At 37.3% G+C, this 16,622-nt stretch carries 24 protein-coding genes and 2 pseudogenes; 9 read left to right on the top strand and 17 right to left on the bottom strand.

Translation table 11 applies throughout. From position 1 onward, the window contains the following. Positions 1–416 precede the first annotated feature (416 nt). Positions 417–554 carry a hypothetical protein gene (locus IPK35_03050; GenBank protein ID MBK8052274.1) on the top strand — a complete coding sequence of 46 codons (138 nt, stop codon included), beginning with the start codon at positions 417–419 and terminating at the stop codon, positions 552–554. An 826-nt stretch (positions 555–1,380) separates the two neighbouring features. Here the strand turns inward: IPK35_03050 and IPK35_03055 are convergent. The 12 genes and pseudogenes from IPK35_03055 to IPK35_03110 all read right to left on the bottom strand — a co-directional run bounded on the left by IPK35_03055 (position 1,381) and on the right by IPK35_03110 (position 7,208). Beyond that, entirely contained in the window at positions 1,381–1,530 is a 150-nt protein-coding gene (locus IPK35_03055; GenBank protein ID MBK8052275.1) for a hypothetical protein, read from the bottom strand. Between the two features lie 416 nt (positions 1,531–1,946). Then, positions 1,947–2,534: a hypothetical protein gene (locus IPK35_03060; GenBank protein ID MBK8052276.1), complete on the bottom strand. Its 588-nt coding sequence runs from the start codon at positions 2,532–2,534 to the stop codon at positions 1,947–1,949. After that, positions 2,458–2,808, bottom strand: a complete 351-nt coding sequence (locus tag IPK35_03065) for a hypothetical protein (protein ID MBK8052277.1) — start codon at positions 2,806–2,808, stop codon at positions 2,458–2,460. The genes IPK35_03060 and IPK35_03065 overlap by 77 nt, the downstream gene beginning before the upstream one ends. Then, positions 2,738–3,452, bottom strand: a pseudogene (locus IPK35_03070) (class I SAM-dependent DNA methyltransferase). Before IPK35_03070 ends, IPK35_03065 begins: the two are co-directional and overlap by 71 nt. A 357-nt stretch (positions 3,453–3,809) precedes the next feature. Continuing rightward, positions 3,810–4,061, bottom strand: a complete 252-nt coding sequence (locus IPK35_03075) for a hypothetical protein (protein MBK8052278.1) — start codon at positions 4,059–4,061, stop codon at positions 3,810–3,812. A 30-nt stretch (positions 4,062–4,091) separates the two neighbouring features. Further along, positions 4,092–4,235, bottom strand: a complete 144-nt coding sequence (locus tag IPK35_03080; protein MBK8052279.1) for a hypothetical protein — start codon at positions 4,233–4,235, stop codon at positions 4,092–4,094. 19 nt (positions 4,236–4,254) lie between these two features. Then, complete coding sequence (locus IPK35_03085) at positions 4,255–4,509, bottom strand: hypothetical protein (GenBank protein MBK8052280.1); 255 nt, start codon at positions 4,507–4,509, stop codon at positions 4,255–4,257. A gap of 13 nt (positions 4,510–4,522) precedes the next feature. Continuing rightward, entirely contained in the window at positions 4,523–4,915 is a 393-nt protein-coding gene (locus tag IPK35_03090) for a hypothetical protein (protein ID MBK8052281.1), read from the bottom strand. Between the two features lie 11 nt (positions 4,916–4,926). After that, positions 4,927–5,583, bottom strand: coding sequence for an ImmA/IrrE family metallo-endopeptidase (locus IPK35_03095; protein ID MBK8052282.1), 657 nt, complete (start codon positions 5,581–5,583; stop codon positions 4,927–4,929). A gap of 16 nt (positions 5,584–5,599) precedes the next feature. Beyond that, positions 5,600–5,803, bottom strand: coding sequence for a hypothetical protein (locus IPK35_03100; GenBank protein ID MBK8052283.1), 204 nt, complete (start codon positions 5,801–5,803; stop codon positions 5,600–5,602). Positions 5,804–5,947: 144 nt separating this feature from the next. Further along, the gene (locus IPK35_03105) at positions 5,948–6,211 is read right to left on the bottom strand and encodes a hypothetical protein (GenBank protein ID MBK8052284.1); all 264 of its coding nucleotides are present in this window, start codon (positions 6,209–6,211) and stop codon (positions 5,948–5,950) included. 772 nt (positions 6,212–6,983) lie between these two features. After that, positions 6,984–7,208, bottom strand: a complete 225-nt coding sequence (locus tag IPK35_03110; GenBank protein ID MBK8052285.1) for a hypothetical protein — start codon at positions 7,206–7,208, stop codon at positions 6,984–6,986. Between the two features lie 421 nt (positions 7,209–7,629). Here IPK35_03110 and IPK35_03115 point away from each other — a divergent pair, with 421 nt between their 5' ends. The 6 genes from IPK35_03115 (at position 7,630) to IPK35_03140 (ending at position 11,912) form a co-directional block, all read left to right on the top strand. Next, positions 7,630–8,004, top strand: a complete 375-nt coding sequence (locus IPK35_03115; protein MBK8052286.1) for a helix-turn-helix transcriptional regulator — start codon at positions 7,630–7,632, stop codon at positions 8,002–8,004. Then, positions 8,001–8,600 carry a mercuric transport protein MerTP gene (gene merTP, locus IPK35_03120; GenBank protein MBK8052287.1) on the top strand — a complete coding sequence of 200 codons (600 nt, stop codon included), beginning with the start codon at positions 8,001–8,003 and terminating at the stop codon, positions 8,598–8,600. Before IPK35_03115 ends, merTP begins: the two co-directional genes overlap by 4 nt. Positions 8,601–9,226: 626 nt before the next feature. After that, positions 9,227–9,694: a DUF1905 domain-containing protein gene (locus tag IPK35_03125; GenBank protein ID MBK8052288.1), complete on the top strand. Its 468-nt coding sequence runs from the start codon at positions 9,227–9,229 to the stop codon at positions 9,692–9,694. Then, positions 9,687–10,364 (top strand): DUF2461 domain-containing protein, encoded by a 678-nt coding sequence (locus IPK35_03130; protein MBK8052289.1) that lies wholly within the window; start codon positions 9,687–9,689, stop codon positions 10,362–10,364. The genes IPK35_03125 and IPK35_03130 overlap by 8 nt, the downstream gene beginning before the upstream one ends. 815 nt (positions 10,365–11,179) lie before the next feature. Continuing rightward, positions 11,180–11,497, top strand: a complete 318-nt coding sequence (locus IPK35_03135; protein ID MBK8052290.1) for a hypothetical protein — start codon at positions 11,180–11,182, stop codon at positions 11,495–11,497. Between the two features lie 88 nt (positions 11,498–11,585). Continuing rightward, positions 11,586–11,912 carry a hypothetical protein gene (locus tag IPK35_03140; GenBank protein ID MBK8052291.1) on the top strand — a complete coding sequence of 109 codons (327 nt, stop codon included), beginning with the start codon at positions 11,586–11,588 and terminating at the stop codon, positions 11,910–11,912. 176 nt (positions 11,913–12,088) lie between these two features. On the opposite strand, the gene IPK35_03145 is transcribed toward IPK35_03140, so the two are convergent. From IPK35_03145 to IPK35_03155, 3 genes are read right to left on the bottom strand one after another with little or no spacing between them, the layout of a single operon-like run. Then, positions 12,089–12,370, bottom strand: a complete 282-nt coding sequence (locus tag IPK35_03145) for a hypothetical protein (protein ID MBK8052292.1) — start codon at positions 12,368–12,370, stop codon at positions 12,089–12,091. Continuing rightward, positions 12,348–12,611 (bottom strand): hypothetical protein, encoded by a 264-nt coding sequence (locus tag IPK35_03150; protein ID MBK8052293.1) that lies wholly within the window; start codon positions 12,609–12,611, stop codon positions 12,348–12,350. The genes IPK35_03145 and IPK35_03150 overlap by 23 nt, the downstream gene beginning before the upstream one ends. Before the next feature lie 59 nt (positions 12,612–12,670). Further along, positions 12,671–13,084: a hypothetical protein gene (locus IPK35_03155; protein ID MBK8052294.1), complete on the bottom strand. Its 414-nt coding sequence runs from the start codon at positions 13,082–13,084 to the stop codon at positions 12,671–12,673. A gap of 103 nt (positions 13,085–13,187) precedes the next feature. Between IPK35_03155 and IPK35_03160 the strand changes: the two genes are divergently transcribed. Beyond that, a complete protein-coding gene (locus tag IPK35_03160; protein ID MBK8052295.1) occupies positions 13,188–13,772 on the top strand; it encodes a hypothetical protein in 585 nt (194 codons plus the stop codon). Between the two features lie 511 nt (positions 13,773–14,283). After that, positions 14,284–14,481 carry a hypothetical protein gene (locus tag IPK35_03165; GenBank protein MBK8052296.1) on the top strand — a complete coding sequence of 66 codons (198 nt, stop codon included), beginning with the start codon at positions 14,284–14,286 and terminating at the stop codon, positions 14,479–14,481. 102 nt (positions 14,482–14,583) lie between these two features. Here IPK35_03165 and IPK35_03170 read toward each other — a convergent pair. Both IPK35_03170 and IPK35_03175 read right to left on the bottom strand, forming a co-directional pair. Continuing rightward, positions 14,584–15,790, bottom strand: a pseudogene (locus tag IPK35_03170) (IS256 family transposase). A 110-nt stretch (positions 15,791–15,900) separates the two neighbouring features. Beyond that, positions 15,901–16,539: an RteC domain-containing protein gene (locus IPK35_03175; GenBank protein ID MBK8052297.1), complete on the bottom strand. Its 639-nt coding sequence runs from the start codon at positions 16,537–16,539 to the stop codon at positions 15,901–15,903. Between the last annotated feature and the right edge of the window lie 83 nt (positions 16,540–16,622).

Genomic DNA, 16,622 nt, shown 5'->3' on the forward strand with positions numbered 1-16,622 from the left:
TTATTATCATCTAAAATATCCGGAAGTATGTCTAAAATTAGATGATCAATATCCCTTTGTTGCCGATCCATATTTATCAATATATTCCAATATCATTTTTTTGTAATGATCATCTTTAAACCCTCTATTCTGATATAAATGTCCTTTTCATTTGTAACTTTGGCCAGACATAGAAATATGAAATTAGGTTTTCTACCTTCTATAAGGCCCTTACTCTTAGTAAAGTTACATCTTGTCATCTATAGGCTGATATTTGACTACTTTATCCATCAACATAATTTCATTCAATGTTAAAGCTGGCATGGATACCAATTTTCTTGCATAATTGATATCCAGTACTTTACCCGTGATCGTGACTTACATTATTATTGGTAATGTCATAATCCGGTAAAGGGAAGAACTTATTTTTTTGTATCATGAAAATTCTTTTTGATACCACTGCCGGTGGTGTCAATCATATTAAGGATGATCATAGCATTTGCCAAAATGGGTTCCTATATCTGGATTCAGGAGCATCAGCCTTGATCACTTGTTCCACGGTGACTCAGGTATAAAGTGTCCCATATTACTAAATACCAATACACCATCTTCTTTTCGACCACATTGATCTTACCATTGTACTCATAATCCTGATGAGCGATACAGTTATTCAAGGCTTCTCTGATGATGTAAGGGTCAAACTGATCTACCTCCTCAGGAAAAAGTGACCCATCCTGATATATCTATATTTTAAATTCCTTATCTTCATTCTCACAGCATCACGGCCACAATATAAATGGGCATCCAAAATGTTCATAATCTTTCTCGAGATTATCTTTATCTTTCAATATCCATGTGATATCCTGGCTTGTGCTGGATTGATAAAATGGTCCGACTCAGTTTGCCAAGAAGTAAAATAGCTGTTCTGGTAATTTTGCCCTGTATGGTTATTTTTGCTTTATTCAGAAAGGTGATATCATCCCAGCCAAGTATTTCTCAGACTCAATTTTTCGATTCTTCTCACATATTGTTTACGACCGAAATCAATGGCTTCCTTTGACAAATCATCAATGCTTTGCATCAGGAAGAATTTGAGACGACCAGTCACAAGACACATTTTGTGCCTTTATTTTATCTTCGTTCATAATCATTCAGCGCACCCAAACTTTCACCATCCCTACCATAGCAATGTCCTTTCCAAAGAAACTGGTTGTCCTTTGGAGCTGTGATTTCTAAAACAATGACATTTTTGCCATCTTTCTATTCTAATCAAGTTGACCCAAAAGAAAGCCGAGGGCTTGTATGTTGAGCCATTTCATTTTATATTCATTGAGCTCATGGTCACTGATCGACGTACCTACAATCGATTTATCATTCTTAACAATTCAAATAACACATATTCTACTTCCACACCTTTAAGTTTGCTTCATTGCTAAGTGCAGAGAAATACTGACCCAGTTTATCTTTATCATACCTGTTTTTTGCTTCTTTAAACTCTACCACTTCTGTTTCTGTGGATAGCGTCAACAAATGATCTAATATTTCTATCATTTCTTCTTCTTTAATGATTTTCCTCCGGATGCAAACAACGTACCTTTATTTTTTTCTCATCCCTCTATCATCTGCTCATACATCTTAAACAAATACTCTAGTCGCTCCTCATCACTCAAAGGGTTTGCTCCGGGTAGCATCGTTCCATGGCCAGATCATTTTGATGATGCTTCTCTCAGCCCATCGGGCATCTTGTCCGGATCATAAAGCTGTGCAAGGGTCTTTTCGCTATGTTTCTCCCGTTCTTCAAGGATGCGATAAACATGTTTTTCTAGCTCTTTTTTTGGCCGTCGGATATGTGGGGGAATGGGAAGGTATTGTATGCAATGTTCACAGAATATCTAATACGAGATTCCAATTTACCAGACACTGCTTGAGTCCAAATCATATGAATTCTTGAAGATAAAATTCCATAATCAAGATTCAGAATCATAAATTACAAAAACACCATTACTAACGATTGCTCTATTTGTTAAGAATCCAACTGGTAAAAAAAGTCTTCTTTCAGAGCTTGTCATCGGTAGAATGATGGCATCCTTTTCTTGATGTTTCCTATAAAAAAATCTATGCGGAACATTCGCGGCTTTTTTTGCATCGCGTCCGGCAGTCAAACGATAATTTTTGCATTTTTCAATTCTATCTTTTATTAAATGAATCTTTAGAGCTTCATCAATTAATGAGTCATCAATCCATAAACAAAATCTTTCAGTGCCATCAATGAAGTCCCCTCCACCAATGAAAGTCTTAATAAATTTTTTAGCCAAAGGATCATCTTTAATAAATGTCTCTTTTTCATCTTTTGTGAGTATTAAGTGACCTCCATCTATTCCACTACTACCAAGAATCATTTCCGGAAATTTTGAAATTGAGCTATTTCTTTGTGACATTATTATGGGGTTTCCTTCAATTAAATATGGACTTATACTTTTAACCATTTTCTTTCGATTGTCGCTGTAAATGTGTTTTTCTCCTATGTTTGAGTTTTGAATTCCAAGAATAAACATGTAACTCCAGCATTTCCTTTTGCATTATTCGACCATTTAAATGGTTTGAAAGCAAAAATATTTCTTGATTTTTAGAAAATACGCTAGGCCACAGTAAGCTTACTTGCTCGCCTTGACAAATTGAATTAGTTGAAACTAAAGCATATTTTGAATTGAAATTATTTATATAGTCAGAAGCTTTACAAACCAACACCCAATGTAATCTAAACGTTGAATATTCCAGAACCATTGAGAGCAAAATCCATATCCAATTTTTGTTCTTTACTTCTTTCATTAAATCCCAAATACGGTGGATTCCCTAATATATAAATCTCATCATCCTTCTCCTTTGGACACACCGCTTCCCAGTCCACTCGCACGCATTCCCATGTACGATATGGCCAGTCTCCATCAGTGGCAATGCAGGTCTCGACATCCCGAATGCCGCAAAAAATGCCTGATTCATCTGATGTTCTGCAAGCCATAGAGATAATATCGCCACCTCATGGGCAAAATCATCCAGCTCTATACCATAAAAATGACTAAGTGTGATCATAGACAGATATTCCGTACCGAGATCGAGACTACCACACCTTGATGTCCACGTAGCGCTTGTATGTCGCGTATGATCAGCATTTCCAGTTTACGCAATTCCTTGTACGCTATGATCAGAAAATTGCCACTACCACAAGCGGGGTCAAAGACCTTGATTTTGCTGATACGCAGCCTGAGCTCATTGAGCTTTTTTGAGATTTCCTTTGGCACTTCCATGCTCCGTACAGCTCATTCAGAAACAAAGGTTCGATCACCTTCATGATATTCGGCACACTCGTATAGTGCATGCCGAGACCACCTCTATGCTCAGGTGTGATCACGGCGTATCATAGAGCCAAAGATGTCCGGATTGATAGCCTTCCAGTCCAGTTCTCCCATATCTATCGCCATCTGCCGGCTACGCCTGGTAAACATAGGTGCAGCATACTGATGACGGAATAGACCACCATTTACATACGGGAAAGCATCGAGATAGGCAGGTAAGTTTTGTCTTTGCCTTTTGTCAGTATTCATGACATCCCATAGCGTGTCCAGATAGCTATGCAGATCACTACCATCTACCTGAGTATGACTACTGATGGCACCCGTAAATTGTCCTTGTTCAAAAATACCAGTATCCTCCGCAAAAAACAAAACAACATCCTGGACAAAACACATTCAGACTATGTACTTCCGCCTCCGTACCGGTAGGATTATCCTTGCTGATTTCATCATAAAACTTAGCCATTTTATCTGCAGCCCTTACGTCAGCAATAGTCTCTTCCTTACCTTCAAACTTTTCCATCCCTGCCCATGGCAAAAGAAATCAAAATGATTGATCAATTCTTTGATAGTTATATCCAGCACATCTTTAGTTTTAGTATCTAGTGCTCTGATATGAATACCATCAGTCACTACCACAAATCTGGGATCATATTTCGTCACCTTGGGGTCTGCAAGCACAGTTTCATATACACTTCCTACATCACCAGCAGATACAAACTTGTAGTACAATTTTTCTTCAGTATGATTTCTCCATCATCCTTAGACAGATTCATACCACCTTTCGAGTCTGCTGATGGTAGTCTTAGGTAGCCCATAAGCCTGCAGTAGATCAAAGACAAATCGCTCCTTGTCCAATTCCTTGATTACCTTCTCTACATTTTCCTGTATCTGAGTGATGTTCATATTTCTTATGACAGAGATCTTATCTCCTTTTATTGGATTGAGACAATAATGATGCTGCCATTGATTTAGTCAAATCATTGTATTTATCGCTTTTCAATGCATTAGATGCTTTTGTTTCCATTGCAGCACCAGTTTCCTTTTTAGTGTTGGATTGTGATATAATGGATCCTGCAAATTGTTTTGCTATCTTTGATGCACTATTATCTTTTAATACTTTACTTGCTTCAGAAGCTATGGTTTTTGATGATTGTTTCACATTTTCATTTTCAAATATTTTACGTTAAAGATTAATTACGAATAATTTTAAGTTTTACATTATCGCTATAATACAAAGCATTCAGGTCTTTTACATTGATATGTAACATATTGGCAAGTTCATCTTTTGTGTATCCCAATTCATTGATATGCAACTCAAGCATTTCCTTAAACAAAGTCGCTTTTTCTGGTGACACATTAAATTCTGCAGGTTCTTTTGTCTTATAACCTAAAGATGCCATTTGTTGCCACAAATATCTATATTGATTATCGGTCACTTGTGCCAATTCTTTTGATTTGTACAAAAGTGCACCCATAGATATTTTCCAATACCTTTTCATATTACCCAAATTCTCAAGACTAATTGTTTCAAGATCTTGTAAAAATTCGGAAGCAGGTACAAGTAATTCAGAAGCAAATTGCATGGCTTCTTTTTCTACATCACGGACTTGGGCTTTTGCTGGCCAATATGCATAACCAAATGACCCAATTCGTGTGCTAAAGTTAAACGTTGCCTATCTCCTGGCATTTTGTTGTTGATATATATGATTGGGTGTCTATCTTTAGAAATTAAACTTAGACCATCCATTTTTTCAGAACCAAAATCAAATGGAACAACAACTATCCCATTATCTTCAATAATCTTGGTTAGATTCTCTATTCTGCCTTTTGGAATTCTCCATTTTTGTCTTACCCATTTTGCTGCTGCTTTAGGTGCACCATGGACATCAACATCCCATAGTGGTAGATTAAGTTCTGGAAGCTCTACACTTGTCATTAGATTTTCTAAATTCATCCTAACGAGATTCATGCTGCCCTCTGCCTTTAGTAAATCTCTTTTTTTGATTACTATTCTTTTTCGATAATAGGATAAATTCGGTTCAAAAATATTATTTGTTTGTTCAAAAAATGACATCGGAAATTCGAGGACATTACAAATATTTGTAAAAATTTCTTCTGATGGTTTGTTTAAACCTTTTTCAATTTTTGACAACATACCCTGTGTCAATTGAATAAGATCAGCCAATTCACTTTGAGAAATACCCCTTATCTCTCTCGCCAACACAATCATTTCTGGATTTATGGATTTCATTGACTTTATATTTTATTTACTTAGTTCCTGTCTTTTTAATTTGATTATCTTTAACTTTTACTCTTTTTTGGATGGTCACTTCTTCTTCTGATCTGGATGGATTGAAATTGATAATATTCTGTTCTATGGACCCATTTAAGCCTATTTGCCACTCTAAATTATCACCAAGTTTACAAAAAATACAAATATTTTTAAGACTAGTCCAAGTTGAATCAGGCAAATATCCGGCATATAATAAAGTAGCAGCATCTGGAATCCCAGGAATTTCTATTTGATTTTTTATAGTCAGAAGTCTGTTTTGTTAAAATATTAGATGTACTATAGTCTTTATTTATCTTTTTAAATCTGATAAAGATGTTATCCTTTATTTGAATACCAAAAACTCCATTAAAATTACCACTTCTAACTTCTGAATCTCCTTCAAACATTTTTTAATTCGAGCCCTTATAAGTCCATGAATAATATTAGCCTTCTCTTTCTTGTTAAATGCGACATAATTTCCATTACTATGGTGAAAATTAATAGTGGCTAAATGGTCGTTAAACCCACTTTCAATAGCCTCTTGAATTTTTAAAAGATAAGGTTCTAAAATTATTTCCGCTTGTTGTTTTGATAATAAATGCTTCATGTAATAAAAATTAATACTGCAAAGGTAATGGATAACTTTAAATAAACTGCAAAATCGTATAAAAATATTCATATAATTGTATTAAATTTATTCATAAAATTATAAATCATTGTAATACAATAATATACAATTAATAGATTTTATTGTAATTTTATAAATTTAGGAATAAATATTACTTAAAATGCAGATAACTTTTTATCCCCCATCCTCCGGCACACCTTCTTCACTCCGTCATTCAGTCACTTCCATTTTACTTCGCTACCTGCGTCCGCTACGTTCCATTATCGCTCCTTCCATTCATTCGTTCATCAGGATAGCCTCCGGATTCCCGCAGCATACGTATCTCCGTCACTTCATTTCACCTCAGGCTATACGAATTTCGTTTCGCAGGCAGCATTAACGCATATCACAAATCCTGTACTTCGGCTAATGCTACCTTTGCTCAATCAAAAACCCTTTGTTCGTTTCATTTCGTTCCTCCTATACCCATGCTTTTCAGCTCTGCTCTTTTGCCTGCCCACAATGCTATGCTTCATATACTGCGGCTACGCCTGACTTATTTGTCGGGTGCTTGCTCCATTGCATTCCGCTGCGTTCACCCTTTTGCAGGTAAAGCGGCATACTGTCTCAGCCATAGACCATCCTGGCTCTGCCACTGACTTTGCTCATATCGTACAGCTGTACAGAGTGTGCCTAACTTTTATCCCACCCAAATACACACAGTCCAGCTGTCCGCTATCTCCGGCTCAACACTTCAGTGGCAGAGACGCAGTTACAAGTATAAGCCATATAGCGCGGTGCCGTAGCTTGGAGCTACTATATGCCACATATCTCCACCTTGCAGGTAGTATATAATGTCATATTTCTGGTCATTATGGCTCATATACTCTGTAGTACTGTGCTCCGGGATGGCGGCTATGGCTGGCAGTATTTCCGGTGCTTCCTGTGCCTGATACAGAGTGCCCATTCCGCCAGCTACATACGCACCCTGTATCATTCACCGCACCTCCTTTTATTTGTTTTGGGGGCAGCCATGCAGGGGCATCTGGTACGTACAGCCATGAATCGTTCCTCTCATTACTCCTGTACGCACCATCTGCCCCGCTGCCCCTGGTGAATTCTTACTTAAACCCGGATTATGCAATAGAACTTCGTCATGAGGGTTGAAAGTACAAGAAAATAAGTGATTTCGTGAGTGAATCATAGTCACTACTATGGTGAGTGAGGGAAATCAAGTTTACGCCTTATTTTGCAGTAATTTCAAGCCGGAATAGATTTTGTATTGCATAATCCGGGTTATAGTTTTACCACCTCTGGTGGTATGTTTTTAGTTGCATAGTCATTGCTGAAGGCTCTTTTACCTGAGAAAAATGTATTTAAGTAGTTGCTTAAATAAACAAATTGACTACCTTTGTGCTATGGACAACATTTCTTGTATTAGACAACAGGCGGACATTAAGCAAATCAACCGTTGCAAAGACCGAGTTTCAGAACTGAACGGTTCGTTTGACTATTTATCGAACGGACTTGAATTGGCGGGTAACAACGTAAGACTGAAAATCCTGTTCCTGCTTTACGAAGAGAAACAACTTTGTGTTTGCGACTTGAGTGATATTCTTGGTATGACCATTTCGGCAATTTCACAACATCTGCGAAAACTCAAAGACAGAAAACTCCTTGAAACGGAAAGGCAAGCACAAACCATTTTCTACTCATTGACCAAAGAGTATGAAAAAATGCTCAAACCGTTTTTCAAAATACTTCACGAAAACAAAATTTTAGAAACAATATGAAAACAGACAAAAAATTAATCGGTGCAGGACTTTTGACAGCATTTACTGCTTCACTTTGTTGCATCACACCAGTATTGGCTCTTGTTGCAGGGACAAGCGGACTTGCCTCTACTTTTTCGTGGCTCGAACCTGCAAGACCTTATTTTATCGGTTTGACAATTTTGGTTCTTGGTTTTGCGTGGTATCAAAAGTTAAAACCTCAAAAGCAAATTGACTGCAATTGCGAAACGGACGAAAAACCAAAATTTATTCAATCGAAAATGTTTTTAGGAATTATAACAGCATTTTCAATAGTTATGCTTGCCTTTCCTTATTATGCTCACATTTTTTATCCAAAGGCAGAAAAGCAAGTCATTGTGGTTGACAAATCAAATGTTCAGACAGTTGAGTTTTCTATTAGCGGAATGACCTGTGCAAGTTGTGAAGAACACGTAAACCACGAAGTGAATAAACTTTCTGGAATAATCAAATCAACTGCTTCATACGAAAATGAAAACGCAATTGTTGAATTTGATAACTCAAAAACGAACATTGCCGAAATTGAAAAAGCCATAAACGGAACAGGATATTCAGTAACAGACAAAAAGGAAAAATAAAATGGAAATCATATTACAATCAACAATCACTTGCCCAAACTGCGGACACAAAAAGGAAGAAACAATGCCGACAGACGCTTGCCAATATTTTTACGAATGTGAAAATTGCAAGACCGTTTTAAAACCACAGCAAGGCGACTGTTGTGTTTATTGCAGTTATGGAAGTGTAAAATGTCCGCCAATTCAACAAGACAAGAAATGCTGTTAACAAAGGCTAAGTAAATGTTTTAATAAAAACCGAACTGCAAAAATAAACCATCCCATGGCTTGGTAAAGATCAAGCCTTCCAGGCTTAGGTGTAAAAAATGGCTTGGTTGAAGTGTATGGACACTTTCCAGTTTAAGATACAGTATTATATTGGCTTTATCTTCTGTTTATTAGTTCCCCACGAACAAAAAACCTTGTTATGTCTCTAACAACCCTCTATATTTGCCATCAATAGCTATTTCGTGAAGTATTTAAAAACTTATACCATCCATTTAAAAATGAATCACATTAGCAAACTTTCCTATTTTAATAAAATTCAATATGTATTATAAATCAATTAGTTATAATTTTAAAATTGAAAATAGAGTTGAGTATAACACCTTGGTAGTGGAAAGGCTAAATAATAAAACGCGCATAAAATGGAATACTTAGTAAAGGACGAAAAACTTGAATTAAAATATCAACCAGGCAAAGGTGCTTGGACTTATCATATTCAAATTCCCAACACGAAACACATTGTTGGAAAATGGGGATCAATGAAAGTTTCAGGTACTATTGATAACTACAAAATAGAAAGTATTAACCTAGCGAAATTAGGAGACCAAGACAAGCTAATTTCTATAAATGACAAAATCAGAAAATCAATTAACAAAAGTGGTGGAGACACTGTAACTGTGACACTTTACTTGTTGACTTCAAAGGAGCAAATAACTGAGAGAGAAATTTTAGAGACATTAAAAGAATCAGGGGTATTAAAAGCGTTTAAAAAACTAACGGAAGCCGAGCGGAATGAAATGATTAGAAAAATCACCGCACTTAAATCGGAAGACGAGCAAGTTAAAATTATTTTGAAATACATTAACCAACTAAGTAAAAATAATGATTAAGCAGACATCTCTTGACTTCCTTTCAAAACTCAAACTAAACAATTCAAGGGAATGGTTTGAACAAAATAGAGACTTGTACGAAAATTACAAAAGCGACATACTTCAATTAACTGAAAATCTTTTGAAAGAATTATCAAAGATAGACCAATCAATTTTACAAGCCAACTTAGACCCTAAAAAATGCTTGACGAGAGTAAACCGAGATTTAAGATTTTCAAAAGATAAGACACCTTATAAAAACTATGTCTTAGTAGTTTTTAATAAGAATTATCCACAACCAAACAAAGCAGGATATTTTATTCATATAGAACCAGGCAATTGTTCAGTTGGTGGTGGAGTTTGGCAGACAACACCTGAATATTTAAAGAAAATTCGTCAAGAGATTGACTACTCATTTACAGACATCAACAAAATCATTACTGCCCCTGAATTTCAAAAATCATTCCCAAACGGAATACAAGGTGTTGGAAAACTTAAAAAAATGCCAGACGGATATGACGAAACTAATCCAGCAAGTGAACTTCTGAAAATGAAAGGATTTTGTACAAAAGAACCGCTTAATGACAAGATAATGACAAGTAAAGACTGTATTAAAACTGTTAGGGACTTTTTCAAAACAACAAAACCAATTATTGACTACATAAACAAAGCAATCGAGTATGACGAGTAATAGCCCATTCGCTAACATTAAGCCGTTTTGCAACAGCGGGGCTTTCGTAGTTCTATGAAACTAAAGTACTAAATTCAATCTTGTTTAGCTAATGAAGTTTAGTCCTAAAAATCCCAGCCTTCACCAAACGCCAAAATCGTTTCAGTTTAAATATTTCCCACTTTTTAGTTAACAAAAAAAAACCGATCCGCAAATCTAATGCTCTTCTGGCTTAGTAAAGTTCAAGCCCTGTGGGTTTTGATGATGAATGTCTGTTTCGTAGAAAAATTGACAGCGTCAATTTAAGACATGAACCGTGCTGCACATCAGCACGGCGTATTGGAAAGCTTTATCGGATGACATTCATCACCAAAAAACTTGACAAAGCCGCCCGCCCGCATTTTTGCTGCTTATCGGTTTTTATTTATGATATGTCATGTTTTGGGGGGGCACCACTGGACCAACAAGAAACTTCAAATAACTGCCAATCAACAAACTACATTGACTTCAGCATAATGCCTATTGATCAAAGTGAGCATTCCAAATCATATCAGCATCTCCAAATTAGCAGATCCACCAAATTAGCAAATCGGCAATTAAAGCAATTCCGCAAATACACCAAATTAGCAATTCTGCATTCCATTAAGCAGCAGTTGTAAACCCGCCCGCTTTTCTACCACACAAAACAGATACAAAGTTAGCTACGGGAACTGAAACGTGTATGGTCCACTACGTTCTCCACCATACACTTATTCATTCCCTCACGCTGTCAGGTATCCGTTAGTATGGTCTAGTTGGCTGTACACTTAGTTTTTCATTTTTATATTCCTATTATTATGAGTACAGTAGTTGCTTCAGTTCGCCGTTTTGATTATGGCTCGTTATTTACCAGTGCCACAGTATTTAATGCTAGTTGTGAGCATGTTCCTTTTGGTGAGTTCGTTCGTTCATGTGTTGCTCGTCATTTAGCTTGTGATTGGGGTGATTGTTGTCCAGATGATGCTGCCCTCAATGATGCTGCCTTGGTAGATGGTAGTCGTATTTTTTCAGTATATCATATTCCATCAGGTTTGTATGGTTTAGATAGTAAGATTTGGATTATTACAGAGTCTAGTAGAGAGTACACTACAGTTATCTTTCCATCAGAGTATTAGTCCAACATCATTAGTAGTCTTGGGTATTTTGCTCGGGACTATTTTTTTATTTCACTTATTTTTATTTCACCTATTTAATTTTATACGTATGAGATATACACATCCACTTCCTGAGCTTACATTTGAGCTTGGTAGTATAGTTTTTAGTCCTGGTATTAAAGCAGGATTATTGTCATCATCAGGATTACAGCCTTATTTAGATCATTTCCTAGAGTGTCATGCAGCTACAGATTTTGGTATTATTTCCAGAGCCATGAGATTTGATAATGTATTGGCTGCGTTGATGGATACAGTTGAGTTGACTTCGAGATTCTTCATTCATCCATCTATCTGTCCACCAGAGACAGTTGTCATTGTCACTACCCATCTGGATGAGCGTACTACCACGATCAGGTTTGTATCAGAGCAGCTTTAGGTAGTCCATTAGGTAGCCTTGGTTTTTGATCAGGGCTATCTTTTTTTTTGGCAGAATATCTTAATGGCATTTCAGCTTAATGGTATTGCAATTTTAAATTGCAATCTTAATAAACGAAAAAAGGCCCCGAACCAGCGTCCGGAGCCCAACCCATGCAAAACAAATCAAACTAAAACTCAATCTCCATCCAGTTCGTCAGAGCGTCCACGCTCTGATGCAGTATCATCAGGTTTCCTGCCTGAATCTTTACCGCTCTTTTCCTTTTTGAAGGGAAGCTCCACATTGCCAGGAAATATCTTATGCAATCCCTTCGACACGCCAAAACTGACCATCGCTCCCACACATGCCAGGATACCAGTCTTGATGATATCATGGCCATCTACGATGCCGATGAAAGCGATCAAGGTACCACCGAGTGTTCCCATCGCCTGATCACTATGATGAATTGCCATCCCCATCAGACCCTCCTTCCTTTTTTTCGCCGATGGCATCATCACTTATATTAGTAATCTGACTTACAGCTGTGGCCACACCGCCAGCTGTCACCAGGTACCCACCTAAAGTGACCACCGCAGCTGGAAGCGATACAGGTGCCGTCAACAATACCGTGCCCACACCTGCCATGATCAATCCAATATTTCGCAACACCCTAAAAAATTTGGGCGTTGGTGCCTTCGCCCTATCCATGATTTCACTCATCTTATTAATTTTTTATTTCCAGTTTTCCACCCCTGAAACACTGCATTAGCTCCTCTCTTTTAAGAGAGGCGGGGGTGAGTTTTACTAGAACTGATTTTTAAATAATGTTCCTTCTCATCACTAATTCGCAAATTCTCAATGATATAGTTCAATGCTAATCTGGAATGTTGCCCTTTGCCGTTCCCACTCAAAGAAAACACCGGAGCTATACAGCCCCGGAGTTCCTTCTGAGCATCATTGGCCACATGTACCAGGATACCTGATCTGCCTTTCACACCATCTAGTCTCAGGCACTCTCCGTGTTTTGGATGTTGAATGATGGCCACAGGATAAACTCCTTCCTGCACACACGATATATTTCGCTCATTTTTGGCCCATCTCAATTCAATACTCCGACACACTAGGATACCATTGATCAGCATCTCCCCATCAGTCCAGCCATCCCTATACAACCTTTGAAGCTCAATTACCATCTCAAATCCTTAGATTACATCGATAACTGCCAATGAATTATACCCACCATTCTTGAGAGAATACTGCGTACCATTCACTTCCTGATAAAACTCAATCTGAAGTGTGAACACATGGATACCAGTCGCCAAAGCTGGCGGAGCTGCATGCGTCAGATTGATGTCCACAGACGTGTTGTTGATCTGGATGTTCACAGAGTTGCTGATCAGCGTCTCGAACTCTCCCAACTGGAAATCCATCTTTGACCATCCCGCCTTAAACGTCACATGCGTAGATCCTGGAGCCTTCACCAAGTCCATCATTGGTACCACACCAAGGATGTCCAGCGCACCAGTAGTAGTGTTCAGAGCAAAAGTCTTGAACAAAATACCACTCAAAATCGCGCGATTGTTGAAGTTAAAACCCTTCAGCACAGCTTTACCTTCAGGAAGGTCAAACCCCTCATGGACATGTCTCTCCCCACGGTCATTAGCCGCATCCAGATTTTTCACATCCGTCATCAATCTGGTCAATCTCGACACAACCCGATTGTCACTGGCGGTCATCATTAGATTTCTCAATGCTGTTCTCAACAGCTTCCCTGCACTCGCTGACATTCCGAATTCAGCGCCATTCTCCCTCGTTCGCTGGAATGTAGGATCATTTGCGATCCTATCAGCAGAAACTCCACCTTTGGTCCTTACCAAATAACCATCAGTACTCTTGTAAAATGATAGGTCATCAAGCTTTCCCACCACCTTCAATAATCCACCTTGTTTAGCCATAATGCCACAATTTAAAAAGTTAAATAATACGACAAAGATATAGTCACATTTCCCACGTTACGCCACATTTTAATGCTCTGATATCATAAATGACAATATTTTGCATATATTATCAAACAATAACATATATCTTTAACCGTTTTTTAACATCATTTTCCCACATACAACTTACTTTTGTTCAGTAATTAAAATTCAAACCACTTACACAAAGTGTTTTTACCAACATCTGAGATTTAAATACTCGAGAAATTACACCCACCCACGAAAAACCCTCATAGCATGTATAGTTTATTTAGGATTAATTGTTTAACCTGTATAGCTATTTTAGGACGAGACACCTAGCGAGATGATGTATAGATAGTGTATAGATAGTGTATGGATAGTGTATGGATAGTGTATGACAATAGTATCACCAATTATGGCAAATAAAGTGTAGTATGAGCAAATTTTCAAGACTGATTATATACCCCAAAGATGTCTCCGCCATCACTGGTAAGAACTACAGGACTTCCTGGCTCTTATTAAATAAGATCAAAACCTACTATGGCAAGAAAGATCATCAACCCATTACGGTATTAGAATTTTGTGAATACATGGGTTTGAAAGTAGAAGATGTAATTTCAGTCATGAATTAGAGCACTTATTGTTTACCAAGGGGGAATGGCATTAGGGCTTATTGCGGTGTCTTTTTTGTTTGGAGGCTGTAAAATATTTTGTGTAAACAAAACTTCAAAGAATTATGGCTGAATCAAATTATCCTCAAAGATAATTAAAATTTCATTATGAGTAATATGCCAGTTATGAATTGGCATTGTCCATTTAACTTGAATTTGCTGAATAGCAAGATATACAGATTTCAAGGCTGCCTGATCATTTGGAAAAAGTGTTTTGGTTTTGGTAAATTTTCTGATGGCTCTGTTGAGGCCTTCAATGGTATTAGTGGTATACATAATTTTACGAATGTTAGTAGGATACTGAAACATGGGAGATAGATTTGACCAGTTTGCTTCCCAACTTTTAATGGCATAGGCATATTTAGACCCCCATTTTGCTTTAAAAGCTTCAAAAGCAATGAGAGCAGTTTCCATATTTAAAGCGGCATAAACAGTTTTTAAATCAGCCAGGAAGGCCCTTCTATCTTTCCATGGGACAAACTTCATAGAGTTTCTGATTTGATGAACGATACAAAGCTGGGATACGGTATCGGGGAAAGCAGTTTGAATGGCCTGAGTGAATCCTGTAAGATTGTCAGTGCATGCAATGAGCATCTTTTAACGCCCCTGTCTTTGAGCTCATTTAAGACAGAAAGCCAAAACGCGGCAGACTCGTTGGCGCTCATCCAGATGCCCAAAACCTTTGATCCCATTGGTTTTCAGTCCTATAACGATATAAATACTCTTGTTGATGATTTTATTATCCTGCCGGATTTTAAAACAAATACAATCCATCCAAACGATGTAATAAGTATTATCCAAGGTCTGTTTTGCCATTCCTGGATAGCCGGAATCATTTTGTTTGTAATATCTGAAACAAAGGTTTTAGAAACGTCTAAGCCATAAATTTCCTGAATTTGAGCTGTTATGTCATCGGTGCTCATACCTCTGCTGTAAAGAGATGTAATGACAGATTCTACTTTCTCAGTGGTAGTTTGGCCCTTGGGAACAATGATAGGCTCAAATTCACCGTTACGATCCCGTGGAATATCCAACTCTACCTGTCCTTGTGTAGTGCGTATCTTTTCTTATAAGACCCATTCCGGGAATTACCTGAATTAATCCCATCGGGCGAGTGTTTTGAATAGCCTAAATGATGACTTAGTTCAGCTTTTAAAAGTTCTTGAATGCCATCTTTGTAAAGGCCATTCATAACATTGTCAAAATCATTAAGAGACTTGACATCCTGAAGAAATTCAGAGAGATTAAGATTAAATTTGTTACTTTGCATAACTATTAAATTTGTTAGGTTAAAAATGTGTCTGTACTTGGTCGCACAAACATATAAGTTTTCCATCTGTGGGGGGTACCCCCCACAGATGGAAGCCTAACTCCTTGATACTAGTTTACACAATCTTTCTTACACTCCCTTTGTTTGTCTTGGAGAGCTTTCGCTTTCTTATTACAAAATCTTGCAGGGTCCTGACGTTCCATTATATCATGCGAAGTACCATCAAAATCAGTAATATTCACTTCAAAGAATAATTGAAATCGCTCATGTAATTCCTTCAACGTAACATCACCATTATTGATCACTTTTGTCTCTTTCCAACTTGTTAGCTCCTCCACATACTCAATCTGCAATCCTGTCCACTCTAATTTCCTAAAATCGGCAATCTTATCTTCTATTTGCCTACTGTCCAATTTATTATCCAAATATTTTTGCAACATATAAAGTGCTTTGATTACGGCAAAAATATTACATTTTTCCGATTTTTTGACAAACCATATATTATCTTTTTCCGCACTATCCAAACGATAGTACTTTAATTCTTCCACAATGGTCTTAGAATCGTCATGCAGACTGGTTTCAAGTTCCTTGTAATATTTCCGCTCTTTACCAATTGGTTTTTCAGACTCAAGATCCAGCAACCTTTCGTAATATATACCATACTGAAATAATTTTGGTCTTTCATTACGGTAATAATTGATCTCTTCTGCTTCAGATTGAAAGGGAAATGTGTTTTCCAGCTCAACCATCTTGGATATTTGTGATACAATGAAATTTTTCCTTTGCTTTATCGTTTCCAGACTTAATAAAGACGTATGCCCTACATCATTGC

This window comes from Saprospiraceae bacterium, from assembly GCA_016713025.1.
Classification (GTDB): Bacteria; Bacteroidota; Bacteroidia; order Chitinophagales; family Saprospiraceae; genus OLB9.

Excerpts from the sequence above, each read along its gene's own strand:
- IPK35_03050 (MBK8052274.1), top strand. The coding sequence starts at position 417 with ATGAAAATTCTTTTTGATACCACTGCCGGTGGTGTCAATCATATTAAG.
- IPK35_03055 (MBK8052275.1), bottom strand. The coding sequence starts at position 1,530 with ATGATAGAAATATTAGATCATTTGTTGACGCTATCCACAGAAACAGAA.
- IPK35_03060 (MBK8052276.1), bottom strand. The coding sequence starts at position 2,534 with ATGTTTATTCTTGGAATTCAAAACTCAAACATAGGAGAAAAACACATT.
- IPK35_03065 (MBK8052277.1), bottom strand. The coding sequence starts at position 2,808 with ATGAAAGAAGTAAAGAACAAAAATTGGATATGGATTTTGCTCTCAATG.
- IPK35_03080 (MBK8052279.1), bottom strand. The coding sequence starts at position 4,235 with ATGAACATCACTCAGATACAGGAAAATGTAGAGAAGGTAATCAAGGAA.
- IPK35_03090 (MBK8052281.1), bottom strand. The coding sequence starts at position 4,915 with ATGCAATTTGCTTCTGAATTACTTGTACCTGCTTCCGAATTTTTACAA.
- IPK35_03095 (MBK8052282.1), bottom strand. The coding sequence starts at position 5,583 with ATGAAATCCATAAATCCAGAAATGATTGTGTTGGCGAGAGAGATAAGG.
- IPK35_03105 (MBK8052284.1), bottom strand. The coding sequence starts at position 6,211 with ATGAAGCATTTATTATCAAAACAACAAGCGGAAATAATTTTAGAACCT.
- IPK35_03110 (MBK8052285.1), bottom strand. The coding sequence starts at position 7,208 with ATGATACAGGGTGCGTATGTAGCTGGCGGAATGGGCACTCTGTATCAG.
- IPK35_03115 (MBK8052286.1), top strand. The coding sequence starts at position 7,630 with ATGGACAACATTTCTTGTATTAGACAACAGGCGGACATTAAGCAAATC.
- merTP (MBK8052287.1), top strand. The coding sequence starts at position 8,001 with ATGAAAACAGACAAAAAATTAATCGGTGCAGGACTTTTGACAGCATTT.
- IPK35_03125 (MBK8052288.1), top strand. The coding sequence starts at position 9,227 with ATGGAATACTTAGTAAAGGACGAAAAACTTGAATTAAAATATCAACCA.
- IPK35_03130 (MBK8052289.1), top strand. The coding sequence starts at position 9,687 with ATGATTAAGCAGACATCTCTTGACTTCCTTTCAAAACTCAAACTAAAC.
- IPK35_03135 (MBK8052290.1), top strand. The coding sequence starts at position 11,180 with ATGAGTACAGTAGTTGCTTCAGTTCGCCGTTTTGATTATGGCTCGTTA.
- IPK35_03140 (MBK8052291.1), top strand. The coding sequence starts at position 11,586 with ATGAGATATACACATCCACTTCCTGAGCTTACATTTGAGCTTGGTAGT.
- IPK35_03145 (MBK8052292.1), bottom strand. The coding sequence starts at position 12,370 with ATGGGGATGGCAATTCATCATAGTGATCAGGCGATGGGAACACTCGGT.
- IPK35_03150 (MBK8052293.1), bottom strand. The coding sequence starts at position 12,611 with ATGAGTGAAATCATGGATAGGGCGAAGGCACCAACGCCCAAATTTTTT.
- IPK35_03155 (MBK8052294.1), bottom strand. The coding sequence starts at position 13,084 with ATGGTAATTGAGCTTCAAAGGTTGTATAGGGATGGCTGGACTGATGGG.
- IPK35_03165 (MBK8052296.1), top strand. The coding sequence starts at position 14,284 with ATGAGCAAATTTTCAAGACTGATTATATACCCCAAAGATGTCTCCGCC.
- IPK35_03175 (MBK8052297.1), bottom strand. The coding sequence starts at position 16,539 with ATGGTTGAGCTGGAAAACACATTTCCCTTTCAATCTGAAGCAGAAGAG.